The organism is Streptococcus sp. FSL W7-1342, assembly GCF_037966635.1.
Lineage (GTDB): Bacteria > Bacillota > Bacilli > Lactobacillales > Streptococcaceae > Streptococcus > Streptococcus salivarius_D.
The window spans coordinates 1,493,817-1,510,511 of sequence record NZ_CP150200.1 but is presented as its reverse complement, the minus strand read 5'-3'; the positions used below and the strand labels follow the sequence as shown (position 1 = coordinate 1,510,511).

16 protein-coding genes and 1 pseudogene are annotated in these 16,695 nt (G+C 39.3%); 11 read left to right on the top strand and 6 right to left on the bottom strand.

Features of this window, described 5'->3' with window-relative positions:
* Nucleotides 1-171: 171 nt before the first annotated feature.
* The 7 genes and pseudogenes from rlmD (at nt 172) to msr(D) (ending at nt 9,711) form a co-directional block, all read left to right on the top strand.
* On the top strand, nt 172-1,527 hold the full coding sequence (gene rlmD, locus NSQ79_RS06865; protein WP_073950856.1) for a 23S rRNA (uracil(1939)-C(5))-methyltransferase RlmD: 1,356 nt from the start codon (nt 172-174) through the stop codon (nt 1,525-1,527).
* 601 nt (nt 1,528-2,128) lie between these two features.
* Nucleotides 2,129-2,962: pseudogene (locus tag NSQ79_RS06860) on the top strand (ZIP family metal transporter).
* Between the two features lie 14 nt (nt 2,963-2,976).
* Nucleotides 2,977-3,339 carry a metalloregulator ArsR/SmtB family transcription factor gene (locus tag NSQ79_RS06855; RefSeq protein ID WP_002890511.1) on the top strand — a complete coding sequence of 121 codons (363 nt, stop codon included), beginning with the start codon at nt 2,977-2,979 and terminating at the stop codon, nt 3,337-3,339.
* Nucleotides 3,323-5,410: a heavy metal translocating P-type ATPase gene (locus NSQ79_RS06850; protein WP_339313407.1), complete on the top strand. Its 2,088-nt coding sequence runs from the start codon at nt 3,323-3,325 to the stop codon at nt 5,408-5,410. The genes NSQ79_RS06855 and NSQ79_RS06850 overlap by 17 nt, the downstream gene beginning before the upstream one ends.
* Nucleotides 5,411-6,354: 944 nt before the next feature.
* Nucleotides 6,355-6,525: a hypothetical protein gene (locus tag NSQ79_RS06845; RefSeq protein WP_000873143.1), complete on the top strand. Its 171-nt coding sequence runs from the start codon at nt 6,355-6,357 to the stop codon at nt 6,523-6,525.
* A gap of 385 nt (nt 6,526-6,910) precedes the next feature.
* Complete coding sequence (gene mef(A) / locus NSQ79_RS06840; protein WP_000417519.1) at nt 6,911-8,128, top strand: macrolide efflux MFS transporter Mef(A); 1,218 nt, start codon at nt 6,911-6,913, stop codon at nt 8,126-8,128.
* Nucleotides 8,129-8,247: 119 nt separating this feature from the next.
* Nucleotides 8,248-9,711: an ABC-F type ribosomal protection protein Msr(D) gene (msr(D), locus tag NSQ79_RS06835; RefSeq protein WP_000420313.1), complete on the top strand. Its 1,464-nt coding sequence runs from the start codon at nt 8,248-8,250 to the stop codon at nt 9,709-9,711.
* A 117-nt stretch (nt 9,712-9,828) separates the two neighbouring features.
* On the opposite strand, the gene NSQ79_RS06830 is transcribed toward msr(D), so the two are convergent.
* Genes NSQ79_RS06830 through NSQ79_RS06815 form a run of 4 tightly spaced genes read right to left on the bottom strand, consistent with a single transcriptional unit; the run spans nt 9,829 to nt 11,073 of the window.
* Complete coding sequence (locus NSQ79_RS06830) at nt 9,829-10,128, bottom strand: DUF5960 family protein (protein ID WP_001072467.1); 300 nt, start codon at nt 10,126-10,128, stop codon at nt 9,829-9,831.
* On the bottom strand, nt 10,115-10,483 hold the full coding sequence (locus NSQ79_RS06825) for a hypothetical protein (RefSeq protein WP_000567222.1): 369 nt from the start codon (nt 10,481-10,483) through the stop codon (nt 10,115-10,117). Before NSQ79_RS06825 ends, NSQ79_RS06830 begins: the two co-directional genes overlap by 14 nt.
* Nucleotides 10,484-10,495: 12 nt before the next feature.
* Entirely contained in the window at nt 10,496-10,831 is a 336-nt protein-coding gene (locus NSQ79_RS06820) for a hypothetical protein (protein WP_000806926.1), read from the bottom strand.
* Complete coding sequence (locus tag NSQ79_RS06815; protein WP_001813542.1) at nt 10,828-11,073, bottom strand: hypothetical protein; 246 nt, start codon at nt 11,071-11,073, stop codon at nt 10,828-10,830. The genes NSQ79_RS06820 and NSQ79_RS06815 overlap by 4 nt, the downstream gene beginning before the upstream one ends.
* Before the next feature lie 323 nt (nt 11,074-11,396).
* Here NSQ79_RS06815 and NSQ79_RS06810 point away from each other — a divergent pair, with 323 nt between their 5' ends.
* Nucleotides 11,397-12,170 (top strand): alpha/beta hydrolase, encoded by a 774-nt coding sequence (locus NSQ79_RS06810; RefSeq protein ID WP_316241181.1) that lies wholly within the window; start codon nt 11,397-11,399, stop codon nt 12,168-12,170.
* Between the two features lie 12 nt (nt 12,171-12,182).
* Nucleotides 12,183-12,623: a GNAT family N-acetyltransferase gene (locus tag NSQ79_RS06805; RefSeq protein WP_070655130.1), complete on the top strand. Its 441-nt coding sequence runs from the start codon at nt 12,183-12,185 to the stop codon at nt 12,621-12,623.
* 396 nt (nt 12,624-13,019) lie between these two features.
* Here the strand turns inward: NSQ79_RS06805 and NSQ79_RS06800 are convergent, their stop codons facing one another.
* Both NSQ79_RS06800 and NSQ79_RS06795 read right to left on the bottom strand, forming a co-directional pair.
* The gene (locus tag NSQ79_RS06800; RefSeq protein ID WP_339313401.1) at nt 13,020-14,192 is read right to left on the bottom strand and encodes an MFS transporter; all 1,173 of its coding nucleotides are present in this window, start codon (nt 14,190-14,192) and stop codon (nt 13,020-13,022) included.
* Nucleotides 14,193-14,420: 228 nt separating this feature from the next.
* Nucleotides 14,421-15,263, bottom strand: coding sequence for a DegV family protein (locus tag NSQ79_RS06795; RefSeq protein WP_339313399.1), 843 nt, complete (start codon nt 15,261-15,263; stop codon nt 14,421-14,423).
* Nucleotides 15,264-15,388: 125 nt separating this feature from the next.
* Between NSQ79_RS06795 and NSQ79_RS06790 the strand changes: the two genes are divergently transcribed.
* Both NSQ79_RS06790 and NSQ79_RS06785 read left to right on the top strand, forming a co-directional pair.
* Nucleotides 15,389-15,958 (top strand): TetR/AcrR family transcriptional regulator, encoded by a 570-nt coding sequence (locus tag NSQ79_RS06790; RefSeq protein WP_002885959.1) that lies wholly within the window; start codon nt 15,389-15,391, stop codon nt 15,956-15,958.
* Between the two features lie 37 nt (nt 15,959-15,995).
* A complete protein-coding gene (locus tag NSQ79_RS06785) occupies nt 15,996-16,631 on the top strand; it encodes a copper homeostasis protein CutC (protein WP_045771848.1) in 636 nt (211 codons plus the stop codon).
* Nucleotides 16,632-16,695 lie beyond the last annotated feature (64 nt).

Below are 16,695 nucleotides of genomic sequence, written 5' to 3'. Positions count from 1 at the left end.
TGAGTCGTTTAATTTTTTGTCATGGACCTATGATAGCACTGTATGACTTTTCTGAAAAATCTATATTATTTATGGCCAGCCATAAATTTGATTTATATGTGCTATAATGGAGGGTAGTAAAAGGCTTTAGAAGATATGTTTAAGCCCTATAAGAGTAAAGAAAGTTGAATTATGTTAAATAAAAACGATATTGTAGAAGTTGAAATTGTCGATTTGACACATGAAGGAGCAGGCGTTGCCAAGGTGGATGGCTTTGTCTTTTTCGTGGATAATGCCCTACCAGGTGAAGTCATCAAGATGCGCGTGCTTAAGCTCAAGAAAAATATCGGCTTTGGTAAGGTTGAAGAGTATGTGACCCTTTCACCAAACCGTAATCAGGACATTGATGCGACCTATCTACGTTCAGGGATTGCTGATTTTGGCCATATGACCTACGAGGAGCAGCTCAAGTTCAAGCGTAAACAAGTTGTGGACAACCTCTATAAGACAGCAGGTATCTCAGACGTAGAGGTCGCTGAAACATTGGGAATGGAGACTCCTTACGCCTACCGTAACAAGGCGCAGGTACCCGTTCGCCGTGTTAAAGGTCAGCTTGAAACAGGTTTCTACCGCAAGAATTCGCACGACTTGATTCCAATTGAAGATTTTCTCATCCAAGACAAGGAAATTGATAAACTCATTGTCTTTGTCCGTGACCTTCTCCGTCGCTATGACCTCAAACCTTATGACGAGAAGGAGCAGACAGGGTTGATTCGTCATTTGGTGGTCCGTCGTGGCCATTATTCAGGTCAGATGATGTTGGTCTTTGTAACGACTAGACCAAAAATTTTCCGTATTGATCAAATCATTGCTAAAATTACAGAAGCCTTCCCAAATGTCGTTTCTATCATCCAAAACATCAACGATAAGAACACTAACGCCATCTTTGGTAAGGAGTTCCGTACCCTTTTTGGTCAAGATACCATTACAGATAGTATGTTGGGCAATGACTATGAGATTTCTGCCCAGTCATTCTATCAGGTTAACACCGAGATGGCTGAAAAACTCTATCAAACAGCCATTGACTTCTCAGACCTAAACAGCGACAGTATTGTTATTGATGCCTATTCAGGTATCGGGACAATCGGTTTGTCATTCGCCAAACAGGTCAAGGAAGTCTATGGCGTTGAAGTCATTGAAACAGCCGTCGAAGATGCTAAGAAAAATGCAGAACGCAACGGCATTACTAACGCCAACTATGTGGCTGACTCAGCTGAAAATGCCATGGCCAAGTGGAGCAAGGATGGCATCAGACCAGATGTTATCATTGTGGATCCACCACGCAAGGGCTTGACAGAAAGCTTCATCAAAGCCAGTGTTGCCATGCAACCTGAAAAGATTACCTATGTCTCATGTAACCCAGCAACAATGGCGCGTGATATCAAACTCTACCAAGAATTGGGATATGAATTGAAGAAAGTACAACCGGTTGATTTATTTCCGCAAACGCACCACGTGGAGTGTGTAGCTTTGCTCGTAAAAGCCTAGAACCTTTGAACGAAAGGGATAATGAAAAGCCTTGATTGCAAGGCTTTTTGCTTTATGGTGGGGAAGTATTAGAGTAAGTAATTTTTGGAGTGAGTGGAAGTGATAGTTAGGAATTCTCAAATTCTATTTCCATTTACACTGTGGGTACGTTTTTATTTCCATTGACAAGGAGTTTGAGGGAATAGAAACGTACCCACCTATATGAAAAAATCACGAAAGGTTTGATCTATGGAAATCAGTAGAAATTAGGTGATACAATAACACGTTATAAAAACCTTGAAATCAGTATGTTTCAAGGTTTTAAGTACTCTTACGGATAGCATTGGGAACATCTAACTTTCTTGAGGAGTAAAGTTTGTTTCTCAATATAGTAATCGTTAAATTGTGTCGAAGCGTTATATGATATGATAATTCCAAATAGTCCTTTGGGCTTTTTATGGCATTGTGATATTCTCTAAGAACACGAGATTGCTTCAATAATTTACAAAGTTATGGGGATTTCTCATAGCTTTTTTACTTTCTTCCTTGACAATTGAGCTAGTGTTCAACTATAATGATAATAGTTGAGTGGTTGTTCAACTGAATCATCGATTATTGAGGTATGAGATGTAATTTTTCTTCTCTATCACCAGTAATGCAAGCTTTATTAGCTGGCTTATTCAACTGGTTTTGTACCCTTATCGGTGCTAGTTTGGTCTTTTTTGTCAAAACCATTCATCAAAAATTCATGGATATGATGATGGGCTTGGCAGCGGGCATTATGACGGCAGTGGCAGTCTGGCCTTTGCTTGTCCCTTCTTTGGACTATAGCCAGTCAATAGCTACGAACAGATTTTACTGGTTGACGACGGCTGTTGGTTCTATTGTCGGGGGCTTATTTATCCGCTTTATTAATTATTTGGTTCCCGACCTACATTTGAATCATCAGATGAGTGATAAGGAAGGGATTTTGAATCCCAAAAGACCCTTATCAAAGACCATGCTGCTTTATCTGGCGGTAGTGTTTCATAATATACCAGAGGGCTTAGCAGTTGGTGTGGCATTTGCTAGTGTGGCAAATCTCGCAACTAGACTTTCCTTTACGTGAATGAGTGCCCTTGGATTGGCCTTGGGAATTGGCATCCAAAATATTCGAGAAGGCTCTGCCTTGTCCTTGCCACTACGGGTAGAAGGGCGAAGTAGGAAATCAGCTTTCTACTATGGCGCCATGTCAGCGATTGTTGAGTCGATTGCAGCTGTTTTAGGGGCCTATGCTGTTATGTCTATGACCCAGCTACTACCTTATGCTCTCTTATTTGCGGCGGGAGCCATGATTTATGTTGCAGTGGAAGAACTTGTGCCAGGTGCTCAAGAGCACAAGAATACCGATATTGCGACAGGTGGGGTTATGGCCGGATTTCTAATCATGATGTTACTTGATACAACTTTAGTATAGGAGGAATAGAAAATATGTCACAGTGTTTAACAGCTTGTAATCCAGATTTAATTCAAGGGGTCCATGAGACGGAGTTTGATACCGTTACATTGCTAAATATGTCCAATTTTTTTAAGGCGATTTCTGACCCAACTCGTTTGCGGATTTTACAAGCAGTACGGCAAAATCCAATTTGTGTCGGAGACTTAGCGATTGCGTTACAGATGACCAAGTCTGCTATTTCTCACCAACTACGCTATCTGCGGGACTGCCAATTGGTCAAGGGGGAGAAAAAAGGAAGGATGACCTATTATGAACTTGCGGACGATCATGTCGCAGCAGTCTTGTCTTTGACACTGAAACATTTGAAAGAGGAAAAACATGAAGAAAGAGTATGAACTTCGAGGAATTGACTGTGGCAATTGTGCTGCTAAGATTGAACGTGCTGTCAATCAATTGGAGCAGGTAGAATCTGCCACTGTCAATCTGATAGCTCAAAAGCTGATTTTGGAAACAAAAAGCGAAGATGGGATAGATAAGGAAATTATTGACTTGGTGGATGCTATTGAACCTGGAATCGAAGTTATCAGTGAGAAAAAGGAAGAGGCACTTCCAGAAAAACGAGATTGGGCGAAAGAGCTGCTACTTGCTGTTATGATTCTATTTGCCTTCGGCTTTTTCCTGCCAGAGGAGTATTTCTGGATTCGTCTGGTCCATTATCTGACCCTATATATCATTATCGGCCATAAGGTTCTTATCAAGATGGTTCAAAATATTCAACGTGGTAATCTTTTTGATGAAAACTTTTTGATGAGTATCGCGACCTTAGGAGCCTTTCTCTTGGGAGAATTTCCAGAGGCAGTAGCCGTCATGCTTTTTTATCAGATTGGGGAGTATTTCCAAGATAAGGCCACCTCTCAATCTCGTCAGTCCATTGCACGATTGATGGATATTCGGTCGGATAAGGCTTGGAGACTAGAGGGGGGAGAAACCGTTCAAGTAGACCCTGAAACAGTAAGGGTTGCGGACCATATTTTAGTTAAGCCTGGGGAGAAGGTGCCCCTAGATGGTCTGGTCAGAGAAGGTCGTTCTATTCTGGATACGTCAGCCTTGACAGGAGAATCACTGCCTAGGGAAATTGGCGTTGGTGAGGACATTACAAGTGGTGTGATCAATTTGACTAGTCCATTGGTAATTGAAGTGAGTAAGACTTTTTCGCAATCAACGGTCAACAAAATTTTGGAATTAGTTGAAAATGCAAGCAATAAAAAAGCGGAGACGGAACGGATGATCACACGTTTTTCGCGTGTGTATACACCAGTGGTTGTCGGAATCGCTTTTCTGCTTGCAAGCCTGCCTCCCTTGCTTGGTTTAGGGGAGTGGTCGACTTGGCTTTATCGGGCACTTACCTTTTTAGTCATTTCTTGCCCTTGTGCTCTTGCGGTTTCGGTACCAATGAGTTTCTTTGGCGGGCTAGGGGGAGCATCTAAATTAGGTGTCTTAGTGAAAGGTGGAAATTATTTAGAGGCTCTTGCCAAGTTGGATACGGTCGTATTTGATAAGACGGGGACAATTACAAAAGGTATCTTTGCGGTAGATACCGTTGTCAACGCAGAAGGTATCGAGGATAATATTCTGTACCTCGCTGCCCATTTGGAAAGCTATTCCAATCATCCAATCGCAAACTCGATTCGAACAGCCTATGGACAGGAAGTGGACGAGAATAGGGTGAGTCAGATTACCGAGCTACCAGGGCAGGGCATGTCCGGTAGGATAGATGGCAGACAGCTCTATCTTGGGAATGCTAGATTAATGGAAGTTCAAGGGATTGCTTATCCAGCTATTGACAGCACAGGAACAGTTCTCTATTTGGCAGAGGACAGTCACTTTTTAGGCTATTTCCTTATCACAGACCAAGTGAAGGAGACGAGCATCGAGGCCTTGAAGGATTTACAGGCGGTCGGAATTAAAAAAACGGTTCTCCTTTCAGGTGATCGTCAGGCAGTGGTTGATGAATTTGCACAGCAATTTGCCTTCAATGATGCATTTGGAGATTGCTTGCCTCAGGATAAGGTGAGTACATTTGAGGAAATTCTGACTCAGTCTCAGCAGGCTGTTGCCTTTGTTGGAGATGGAGTGAATGATGCACCGGTTCTTGCTAGGGCAGATGTTGGTATTGCTATGGGAGGGCTAGGTTCGGACGCAGCCATTGAATCAGCAGATGTTGTACTGATGGATGATGACCTTGAAAAACTTCCTCAAGTCATTCGACTGGCTAAAAAGACAGTCAGAATAGCTCGGCAAAACATGACCTTGGCTATTGTAGTTAAACTAATTTTCTTGGTTCTAAGTGGATTGGGAATTTCTAATATGTGGGAGGCAATCTTTGCAGATGTTGGTGTAACGCTACTGGCAGTATGGAATGCATTGAGGACCTTGAGGATAGATACCTCCACTTTGTCAAAGTAAGTGAACAAACAGAGCGATATACAAGTTTTTGTATAATCGCTTTTTTAAACTATGATATGGGCTTTAACGATTTTAACCTAAATCTAGTAACCGTTGAACGTGCATCAATAGAACACACTATGACCATCAACAAGAACTACGTTACTTTCATTAAGGGTATTTTCTGGTAAATTTCAAAAATAAAACCTTGATTTTGCGCCATTTTTTTTTTCCTTCCCGAAGGCGCGGGAGTACACCCCTTTTGTTAAGGATTTATCCCTTTTTAAATAAAAATAATACAAGTAGGACACTTCTAAAAGTGATCTACTTTTTTTAAATATTTTCATTCTAAAGTTTAATTTTAAACAACAACTCTATCACTTTCGTTATATAATATAGATGTTGACTAACTCCACATGTTGAGGCGGTAAGTTTGCTAGTCAAGGAGTAAAACGACGAAGATTAGCATTTACTTCCGCCCATGCGATAGCTGTCCGTGATTGACAAGTGCTAGCACGCAGACAGAACGGAGATAGCGAACCGCTGAGTGTGTCGCTCTGCTCGTAAAAGCTTAGAAACCTTTGAACGAAAGGGATAATGAAAGCCTTGATTGCAAGGCTTTTTGCTTTATGGTGGGTAAGTATCAGAGTGAGAAAATTTTTGGAATGAGTAGAAGTGATAGCTAGAAATTATCAGTTTCTATTTCCATTTACCCTGTGGGTACGTGTTTGTTTCCATTGACAAGGAGTTTGTGGGAATAGAAATGTACCCACCTTGTTTGAATCAAGTGAAGTGTAGTTGAAGGAAATCTGTTGAAAGCAATACTTCATTTTACCGAATAAGTAATAATTTAGGCAACTTCAAATCGATTAAAAAAAACTATTTTAAAGGTTAAGAGTAGACAAAAATTGTCCACTCTTTTTTGCAAACTCAATTTATCAATAAATGAAATGAGGGAATGTAAAATGAAATATTTTGAGGTTGAGTTAGAAAATCCTGATGAATTTTTAAAACTACAAACAGAAGATTTTGTGAAAGCTAATCGCTTGCTACTAAGGAAGATAATCCAGAGCGTTACAGTCTATGAAGAAAACTTCGTCATATCCTTTAAATCTGGCATCGAATTGGAAGTATGAGTCTCATTCCATAACTTTTATATTGAACATATCATCTTGTTGTGTTATACTATAAATTGATATAAACAAAGATGTAGGAGGAACCGAAACTATGACAGCCTCAATGCGTTTAAGATAAGCTGGCAATAAAAAAAGCAGAATCTATACCCGATGATAGGCTTTTTTGTTGTGCTTATTTATACGATATTGAGCATTCATTAGTTACGGTGAGGATATTGGTTATTTAACTATACCTTTATTTAACTATGTCTTTAATATGAATGTTTCCAAATTGTATGTATGCAGACCAAAAGCCACATTGTGGGGTTTGGCCTGCATTTTTTATTGCCTAGAATGCTATTCAAAATAGAAATTCAAGCAAAATAATATGCAGGAGATAATATAAATGGAAAAATACAACAATTGGAAACGAAAATTTTATGCAATATGGGCAGGGCAAGCAGTATCATTAATCACTAGTGCCATCCTGCAAATGGCGATTATTTTTTACCTTACAGAAAAAACAGGATCTGCGATGGTCTTGTCTATGGCTTCATTAGTAGGTTTTTTACCCTATGCGATTTTGGGACCTGCCATTGGTGTGCTAGTGGATCGTCATGATAGGAAGAAGATAATGATTGGTGCCGATTTAATTATCGCAGCAGCTGGTGCAGTGCTTGCTATTGTTGCATTCTGTATGGAGCTACCTGTCTGGATGATTATGATAGTATTGTTTATCCGTAGCATTGGAACAGCTTTTCATACCCCAGCACTCAATGCGGTTACACCACTTTTAGTACCAGAAGAACAGCTAACGAAATGCGCAGGCTATAGTCAGTCTTTGCAGTCTATAAGCTATATTGTTAGTCCGGCAGTTGCAGCACTCTTATACTCCGTTTGGGATTTAAATGCTATTATTGCCATCGACGTATTGGGTGCTGTGATTGCATCTATTACGGTAGCAATTGTACGTATACCTAAGCTGGGTAATCAAGTGCAAAGTTTAGAACCAAATTTCATAAGGGAGATGAAAGAAGGAGTTGTGGTTCTGAGACAAAACAAAGGATTGTTTGCCTTATTACTCTTAGGAACACTATATACTTTTGTTTATATGCCAATCAATGCACTATTTCCTTTAATAAGCATGGAACACTTTAATGGAACGCCTGTGCATATTTCTATTACGGAAATTTCCTTTGCATTTGGGATGCTAGCAGGAGGCTTATTATTAGGAAGATTAGGGGGCTTCGAAAAGCATGTATTACTAATAACAAGTTCATTTTTTATAATGGGGACCAGTTTAGCCGTTTCGGGAATACTTCCTCCAAATGGATTTGTAATATTCGTAGTTTGCTGTGCAATAATGGGGCTTTCGGTGCCATTTTATAGCGGTGTGCAAACAGCTCTTTTTCAGGAGAAAATTAAGCCTGAATATTTAGGACGTGTATTTTCTTTGATCGGAAGTATCATGTCACTTGCTATGCCAATTGGGTTAATTCTTTCTGGATTCTTTGCTGATAAAATCGGTGTAAATCATTGGTTTTTACTATCAGGTATTTTAATTATTGGCATTGCTATAGTTTGCCAAATGATAACTGAGGTTAGAAAATTAGATTTAAAATAAACAATATTGGAGGAATATTTATGTATCTTATTTTCATGTAACTCTTCCTGCTAAAATCGCAGGGTTTTCCCTGCATACAAGCAAATGAAAGCATGCGATTATAGACAGGAGGAAATGTTATGGAATTAATATTAAAAGCAAAAGACATTCGTGTGGAATTCAAAGGACGCGATGTTTTAGATATAAATGAATTAGAAGTATATGATTATGACCGTATTGGTTTAGTAGGAGCAAATGGTGCTGGAAAAAGCACTTTACTCAGGGTACTTTTAGGAGAATTAACTCCCCCAGGATGTAAAATGAATCGTCTGGGTGAACTTGCCTATATTCCCCAGTTGGACGAAGTAACTCTGCAGGAGGAAAAAGATTTTGCACTTGTAGGCAAGCTAGGTGTTGAGCAATTAAATATACAGACTATGAGCGGTGGTGAAGAAACAAGGCTTAAAATAGCACAGGCCTTATCGGCACAGGTTCATGGTATTTTAGCGGATGAACCTACGAGCCATTTAGACCGTGAAGGAATTGATTTTCTAATAGGACAGCTAAAATATTTTACAGGTGCACTGTTAGTTATTAGCCATGACCGCTATTTTCTTGATGAAATAGTAGATAAAATATGGGAACTGAAAGATGGCAAAATCACTGAGTATTGGGGAAACTATTCTGATTATCTTCGTCAGAAAGAGGAAGAACGTAAGAGCCAAGCTGCAGAATACGAACAATTTATTGCGGAACGTGCCCGATTGGAAAGGGCTGCGGAGGAAAAGCGAAAACAGGCTCGTAAAATAGAACAGAAGGCAAAAGGTTCTTCAAAGAAAAAAAGTACTGAAGACGGAGGGCGTTTAGCTCATCAAAAATCAATAGGAAGTAAGGAAAAAAAGATGTATAATGCTGCTAAAACCCTAGAGCACAGGATTGCGGCCTTAGGAAAAGTAGAAGCTCCGGAAGGCATTCGCAGAATTCGTTTCAGGCAAAGTAAAGCATTGGAGCTCCATAATCCATACCCTATAGTCGGTGCAGAAATTAATAAAGTATTTGGGGATAAGGCTCTGTTTGAAAATGCATCTTTTCAAATTCCGTTAGGAGCAAAAGTGGCGTTAACTGGTGGTAATGGAATCGGAAAAACAACTTTAATCCAAATGATCTTAAACCATGAAGAAGGAATTTCTATTTCGCCTAAGGCAAAAATAGGTTACTTTGCACAGAATGGTTACAAGTACAACAGTAATCAGAATGTTATGGAGTTTATGCAGAAGGATTGTGACTACAATATATCAGAAATTCGTTCAGTGCTAGCATCTATGGGGTTCAAACAGAACGATATTGGAAAAAGTTTATCTGTTTTAAGCGGTGGAGAAATTATAAAATTGTTGCTTGCTAAAATGCTCATGGGTAGATATAACATCCTAATAATGGATGAACCCAGTAACTTCCTTGACATACCAAGTTTAGAGGCTTTGGAAATACTAATGAAGGAGTACACCGGAACTATCGTGTTTATCACCCACGATAAACGATTACTCGAAAATGTAGCAGATGTAGTTTATGAAATTAGAGATAAGAAAATAAATCTGAAACATTAAATTTAAGGTAGTCGCTGGTCAGTATAGTCTGTTCTGGTTGGCGACTCCATTGTTAAAGAGTATAAAGACTTTAGATTTTATGAATATTAAAAATAGGAACAGTCAATTGAACTGCTCCTATTTTTCTGCTAAATATATTGTAGTTTTCTTATATGTATAATGATAGATTAGCGGATTCTCATCTACGGTACTTACTTCAAATATGAAGAAGTGATCGCGGTTATCTCTGGACTTTTCCTTATTGAGGACAAAGTAATTCTTACGTGAAGTCGCCATTGTTTTTAGGATATCATCAGTTAGGAAGGTCAATGGAATATTCATGTTAGAGTAGCGGTAGAAGTCACGTTCAAAATCTTGGTAGCTCTCGCTATAATAGTCCATTTGTAGGTGATTACGCTGAAACTCAAGCTGATTCATAGAGCACCTCCTCGACAAGTTCAATACTAATAATGTCTTTTAATTTCAAATTGATGTGACCTGTTGTAGTTTTTATCAAAATGAAATCTTTGGTCAGACTTGGTATTGTTCCAGTGTAGGAAACACGCTTGTTTTTTTCAATCACTTGAATGCGTGTGCGTAGCTGCCCGGCGTATACTTGACTGAGGAGTAATAATTTCTTCTCTAGTGATAAGTCAGACATGTACGTTACTTTGTTTGTATCATCAGAGAGTGCTGATGCATGTTCAGATAGGAAAAAGCCCATCCATTTTTGCATCTTTGTATCCTGGTACTCTCTTGCTGATTGAAATGGTAAATATGAACGGTCAATCATATCAAATCCTTTCTATGCAGAGGCAAGGGTATTTTTATCAAATTGAATCGTAAAACCTTGAATTCCCCCACCTGTGTAACATTCTTTAAAGCGATTGATTACCTCAGTATAGATTATCACAGATGAGCTTGTTGGCTTAATGCTAAATGTAAATTCCAATGGTAATCGGTTTTCAGATTTAGCATGTACTAGTCGTATCGATATTTCAGTTGTTTTGAGTTTTCTCTGACGAAGTTTTGAAGTTGCTGTTTCAACGATTCCATGTAAAAATCTTTCAAGCATTTCAATATCATTACATCCTTTGCTACGGATTTCTGAAAATTGTACTGTATTTTTTTCTTGTTTCATTTTAATCCCTCCAATCCACCCGCGGAATGACCACCGATAAGTTTACTGCGTTCAATATTTCTGGAACCTTCAGTTAGGACGGTTCCTTTTTGTATGGCTAAAAAACCAAACTGTTCTCTGACAACATCAATAGCTGTCTGAAGTCTATTATCTTTTTCAATTTGTTCTACATCATCAAAGAGTGATAGTAGAGTATAGCTTTCATCTACGAAGCCACTATAAGATACACCAATTTGTCTCACTGCACCAGAGGTGTATTTTTTCGGAATAATACAAGTACATGACTCACCATTGTTTTGGGGAGATTTGCGGGTTCAATTTTATTCTGAGCATTTATAGATTTTTTCATCTCAGTCCTAGAATAGCCAATATGAATAGAAACGACAGTAGTCAATACTAGGGCTACTGTTCCGTTCCACAGTATCATTTAAAAATCATTTTCACACCCTTTCGTCTATTAGTATAGAAGAAAGCTCTCAGCACATGTTGAGGCGGTATCACTGCTTGTACGAGCTGATTAAACATGGGTGTAGCTAGTGAAAGTTCTACAGTAAGGAGTTTAAACATGAAATTCCATGAATTTGGTGATAAGAATTTGCCTCCTATTTTACTGATACATGGTGGTGGAAGTTCTTGGTGGAATTATCTTCGTCAAGCACGAATCTTGTCAGAAGAATATCGTATTATTCTACCCACTTTGAATGGCCACGGCGAGGAATATCAACTTGATTATGTTTCTACTGAAGATTCTGCTTTGGAGATTCTAGACTATATCAAAGCAAACTATGGTGGGAAATTGTTTGCAATCGGTGGTGTTTCACTTGGTGGTCAAATTGCCATGGAGCTTTTGTCTTTAGACAGTGAAATTGCTGAGAAGGCCATCATAGATGGAAGCCTCTGTATTCCTCAACCAAGGTTAGCTAAAATCAGCATCTTTCTAGTGTCTCTATTTGGTAAATTGATGTTCAATAAATTCTCTTGCAAACTTCAGTTAAGCATGATGAACAAACTCTATCCTAAACTGGCTTATCCAGAGGAAATAAAAGCTTATTATTTGGAGGATTTGCCAAGAACCCCTGTCAAAACATTGGTGACCATTTACAAAAACTATATGGGATGTTACAAGCTGAAAGATATGATTTCTGCTAGCAAGGCTCAGGTTCTGTATATCTATGGTGAAAAAGAATTGAACTGTGTGAAAGAATCAGCGAAATTATTTCATCAGCTACATTCAAATACAATTTTGTATGAAGCAAAGCGCTATAATCACGGCTATTTATCAGCTTACCTGCCTCAAGAGTGGGTTGATTTGGTTGAGCCTTTTTTAAAGAAGAAATAAGGAAAAATAAAGATGAATAGAATAGTAGACGATCAGATAACGCTTATTCCTTATTATAGAAATGATGACATCTCCCTTATTTGGTATCAAGATAGTGAGGTTTGCAAACAAGTAGATAATACTGATCAGATTTACAATCTAACAAAACTTCATAAAATGTATGATTACCTAACTTCACATGGTTCTTGCTATTATATCCAATATGAAGGAGTGTTAGTTGGAGATGTGACACTCCTAGATAACTCGGAACTTTCTATAGTTATCAGCAAAGAGTATCAGAATTTACAGATCGGAAGACGATGTGTTTCTGAAATGATACATCTGGCGAAAGAACAAAAAATGCTAAAGGTTTCTGTACAAATATATCCTTTTAATACTCAAAGTCAAAGAATGTTTTTGGCTTTGGGATTTCAGAAAGTAGATGAAGAGTGGTATGAATATAAGTTGATATAGAACAGTTGTATATTTCCATATATATTAAGAAGGTAATCTGCTGTTTATAAAATAATGTTCATGAAAAAAGAGATAAAGGGTACCTACTGATCCATGGACAAGAGTTTTGTTCAGAAATCTAAAAATGAAGAGAACACCAACAGATGATTTTTTGTTGGTGTTCTCTTTATGTGATTTTACAATTATCTCTTTTTTTGTTTACAACAAGTTAATGAAAGCTTTCCCCCATTATAATCTGTCCACACCATTATCAGTTTTTTGAGTTATCTCATCACGAATAAAAGAAAGATTAAAGTTGTACATGAGTAAAACTCTAATGCTTAGCCCTAGCTACTTTCTAAATGAAAATAGAATAAGCCTTTACTAAATCATTTATTCATTTTATTAGTTCTTCACTTACAAAATAACGTCTGTTTTTTCGACTTTATAGAGGGCAATTCCCATGATTATGGTCAAGACAAGAAGAATTAAAACAGCAGGGGTCCAAGAGTTAAAGAGTTGTTTGCTTGAACCGAACAAGACTGGACCAAGGGCTGCAAAGATATAGCCTCCGGTTTGGGCTAAACCTGATAGTTGGGCTGTTTTTTCAGGCGTGCTAGCCTTCATTGAAAAGGAAACCATCATGTAAGGGAATAGGACACTAGCAGAACTTCCGATTAAGAGGTTAAGGACCAACCAATACACAAAGCTGTCTGTATTGACTAGAAGCATAGCCACTCCGATAAGTCCTGCTAGGACGGTAGTCACTAGCATCAAATGGCGGTTGCGATCAGAAAGTTTCGTGATTAGGCTAGGAACGATCATAGAGAATGGAATACTCGTCAGTGTGAAAACGGAAGCTAGAATTCCGGCATTGGCATCACCAACACCGGCTTGTGTAGCCATGGTTGGGAGCCAAGTGATAGTGGTATAGAAGAAGAGTGATTGTAATCCACCGAAAATCATGATAGCCCAGACCTTGCCACTCTTATACCAACTGCCTGAATTTTCGCTGGTAGACGTTTCTTGTTCTAAGTAATGATTGTGACGGACATTAGGAAGCCAAACTACAAGAGCCAGGGCACAGACTGCTGTCAATACCCAGACCAAGCCTTGCCATGAGGTTGCCTTAGTGATTGGAACGGCTACCGATGAAGCCACAGCTGTGGACAAGCCCATGGCTGTAATGTAGAGTGTGGTTAAGAATCCTAACTGATTTGGCTCATTAGCCTGAATTAGGCTTGGGAGAAGGACGTTGATAAAGGCAATTCCAGCTCCGACTAGCAGCGTTCCTACATAAAGAAGAGGGAGATTAAGGGTACGCAAAGCAGAACCAAGTGTCATCACAATTAAAACACCGAGGAAGAGTCTTTCAATACCAAAGCGTTTGGCCCAGCTAGCCGCAAAAGGTGAGAATATCGCAAAGGTCAAGAGAGGCAGACTTGTCAAGAGACCGAGAGAACTGACCTCAACGCCTAGACCGGAAGCAATGTCTGATAAGACCGTAGACAAGGTTGTGAACGGGGCCCGCAAAACGATCCCTAGAAGAAGGATTCCAGGGATTAGAAAATGTGAATGTTTCTGTTTCATAAAGCATCTCCATGTTTAATAAGGGTATTTAAATTAATAAGCATATGATACTAATGCGTTACTTCCATCTTACCATAAATGAAGGGGGTGATGAAAGCGATTACGCTAGATTATCAAAAGGAAAATAGAGAATTTTTAGTTTTAAAATCCTATTCTACTGATTATCTGATAACATCATTTGATTTCAAAAAGACCGAACATCTAGTCCAGTCTCTTTTCAATGTCTTCTTAAATTTCATACCCCATAAGGAGTCCGCCTTCTTCAGCATAAAAACTACAGAGTCCAGAAGTGGGAAGGACTTCGATGCTTGCTTGGGCAAATTTTTCACGAACCAATGCAGAGAATTGCTCGATAAATTTGTCATTGTTGCGGTGGGCAATCGTAATATGTCCACCTGTATAACCTGCCTTGATCAGTTCATCAAAGGCAGCTTTGATAGCTTTCTTTTGGCCACGAGCTTTTTGAAGCAACTCAAGGGTACCCGTTTTACTAGCTTCACCGACCATACGGATATTGAGAAGTCCAACAACGGTGCCAACCAGTTTGCTTAGACGACCATTCTTCACCAAATTATCAACTTTGGCTAAAACAAAGAGCAACTTAGTCTTGGCTTGATAAGCTGTGATGCCATCAACGACTTGGTTAAACTCAAGGCCTTCAGCAACTAAGTGATTGAGCTTACGAACGAGCAGGTCGACCTCGCCACCAGCTGACAGGCTATCAATCACATGAATTTTGGCATTAGGATGCTCTTCCAGATAAATTTTCTTAGCAATTTCAGCACTATTATAGCTACCAGAAAGGGTTCCAGTGATTGTCACGACGACGATATTGTCCGCCCCTTCAAAGGACTTCATATAGTCATCAGGACTTGGACAAGCAGATTTGGAAGCAGTTGTAGTTGCATACATCTCCTCCATCATTTGATCAATATTGAGTTCGGCATCATCCCTGTAAATGGTTTCGCCCACTTGGATAGTCAAAGGAACACTGACAAACTCCGTATCTGGTGCCAGATTGTCCAAAGAACGGTAGTCACAGCCTGAATCCGCAATAATTTTCCATTTCATAGGTTACACCTCATATCTGCATAATGTACATTGACAAGTTATTTGTCTTCTTTTACAATTTTATCATGAAGTGCATTGCTATCAAAGCAGATCTCATCAGGTGTGACAGATAGAAAGTGAATGTTATGGCAGAAAGAAAAATCTCAGAGAAATCCTTGGAAAATCTCAAACGATTTAACCAAGAAAATAAAGCAATTACACGAGAATCCATCGAAATTTCTCTCCTGCAATTGTTGGAGAAAAAAGACTTTAAAAAGATTACCATATCGGAACTGGTTGAGCGTGCGGGTGTATCTCGTGCTGCCTTTTATCGCAATTATGGTTCTAAGGAAGAGATTTTGAAGTCTATTTTTGAGTCTAGCATTGCAAAGATAACCAAATCTTTAGATGGCTATAATCTCAAGACAGATCTTTACCAAGTCTGGGTTTATCTCCTTAAGGAAGTCAAAAAAGAAGCCAAAATCATCAGTCTTGCCATTGATTACAATTTTGAGCAAGTATTGACCAAGGCTGTTTATGATTTTTTGGAAAAACGAAATGGTAGCTCATCAAATGGTGCTGGTAGCTACCTTAATTCCTTCTGGAGCTCGGCTATTGTTTCAGTAATTTCCAAATGGGTCAAGGATGGCATGAAGACCCCAGCGGAAAAGATTGCCAAACTTGGTCTTCCGCTTTTTCCACATAAGAAGAAGTAGTAATCCCCTCGCTACTACAACTAATAGGAGGTTCAGTATGCCAATTTATGAATTTTGTGCAGAGAATGTCACTAACTTAGAAAAAGCTTTTAAAGCCGGTGCTCAACGCGTGGAGTTGTGTGATAATCTGGCTGTTGGAGGCACGACGCCTTCTTATGGTGTCATAAAGGCAGCCGTTGAGCTGGCCAAGGATTATCAGGCTAAGGTGATTGTGATGATCCGTCCACGAGGGGGCGACTTTGTCTATAGCCAGCAGGAATTGGCTATCATGCTAGAAGATATCAAATGTGCGCGTGACTTGGGTGTTGACGGCTTTGCACTTGGTGCTTTGACTTCAGAAAATCAACTCGATACAGAGGCTCTAAAGGCCTTGCTAGATGCCTGTCGAGGCTTAGAGGTTACCATGCATATGGCCTTTGACCAGATTCCTAAAGCAGATCAACCTAGTGCTATCCAATGGCTTAAGGACCACGGTGTGACGCGTCTTCTCACACGTGCTGGGACTCCCGAGACTGATTTAGAATCACGCTTGAAACGTTATGCAGAATTGGTTGGGTTAGCAGAAGGTCAGTTGGAGATTTTAGCCGGTGGTGGTATCTCCCTGGCTAATCGTGACCAATTTCTTGCCATACCTGGTCTTGAGCAAGTTCATGGAACACGTGTCGCCTTTTAGATTTCAATGGAACCAGCTTCTTGGCTTGGTTCTAGTTTACTATTAAAATGAACTTACCCATATA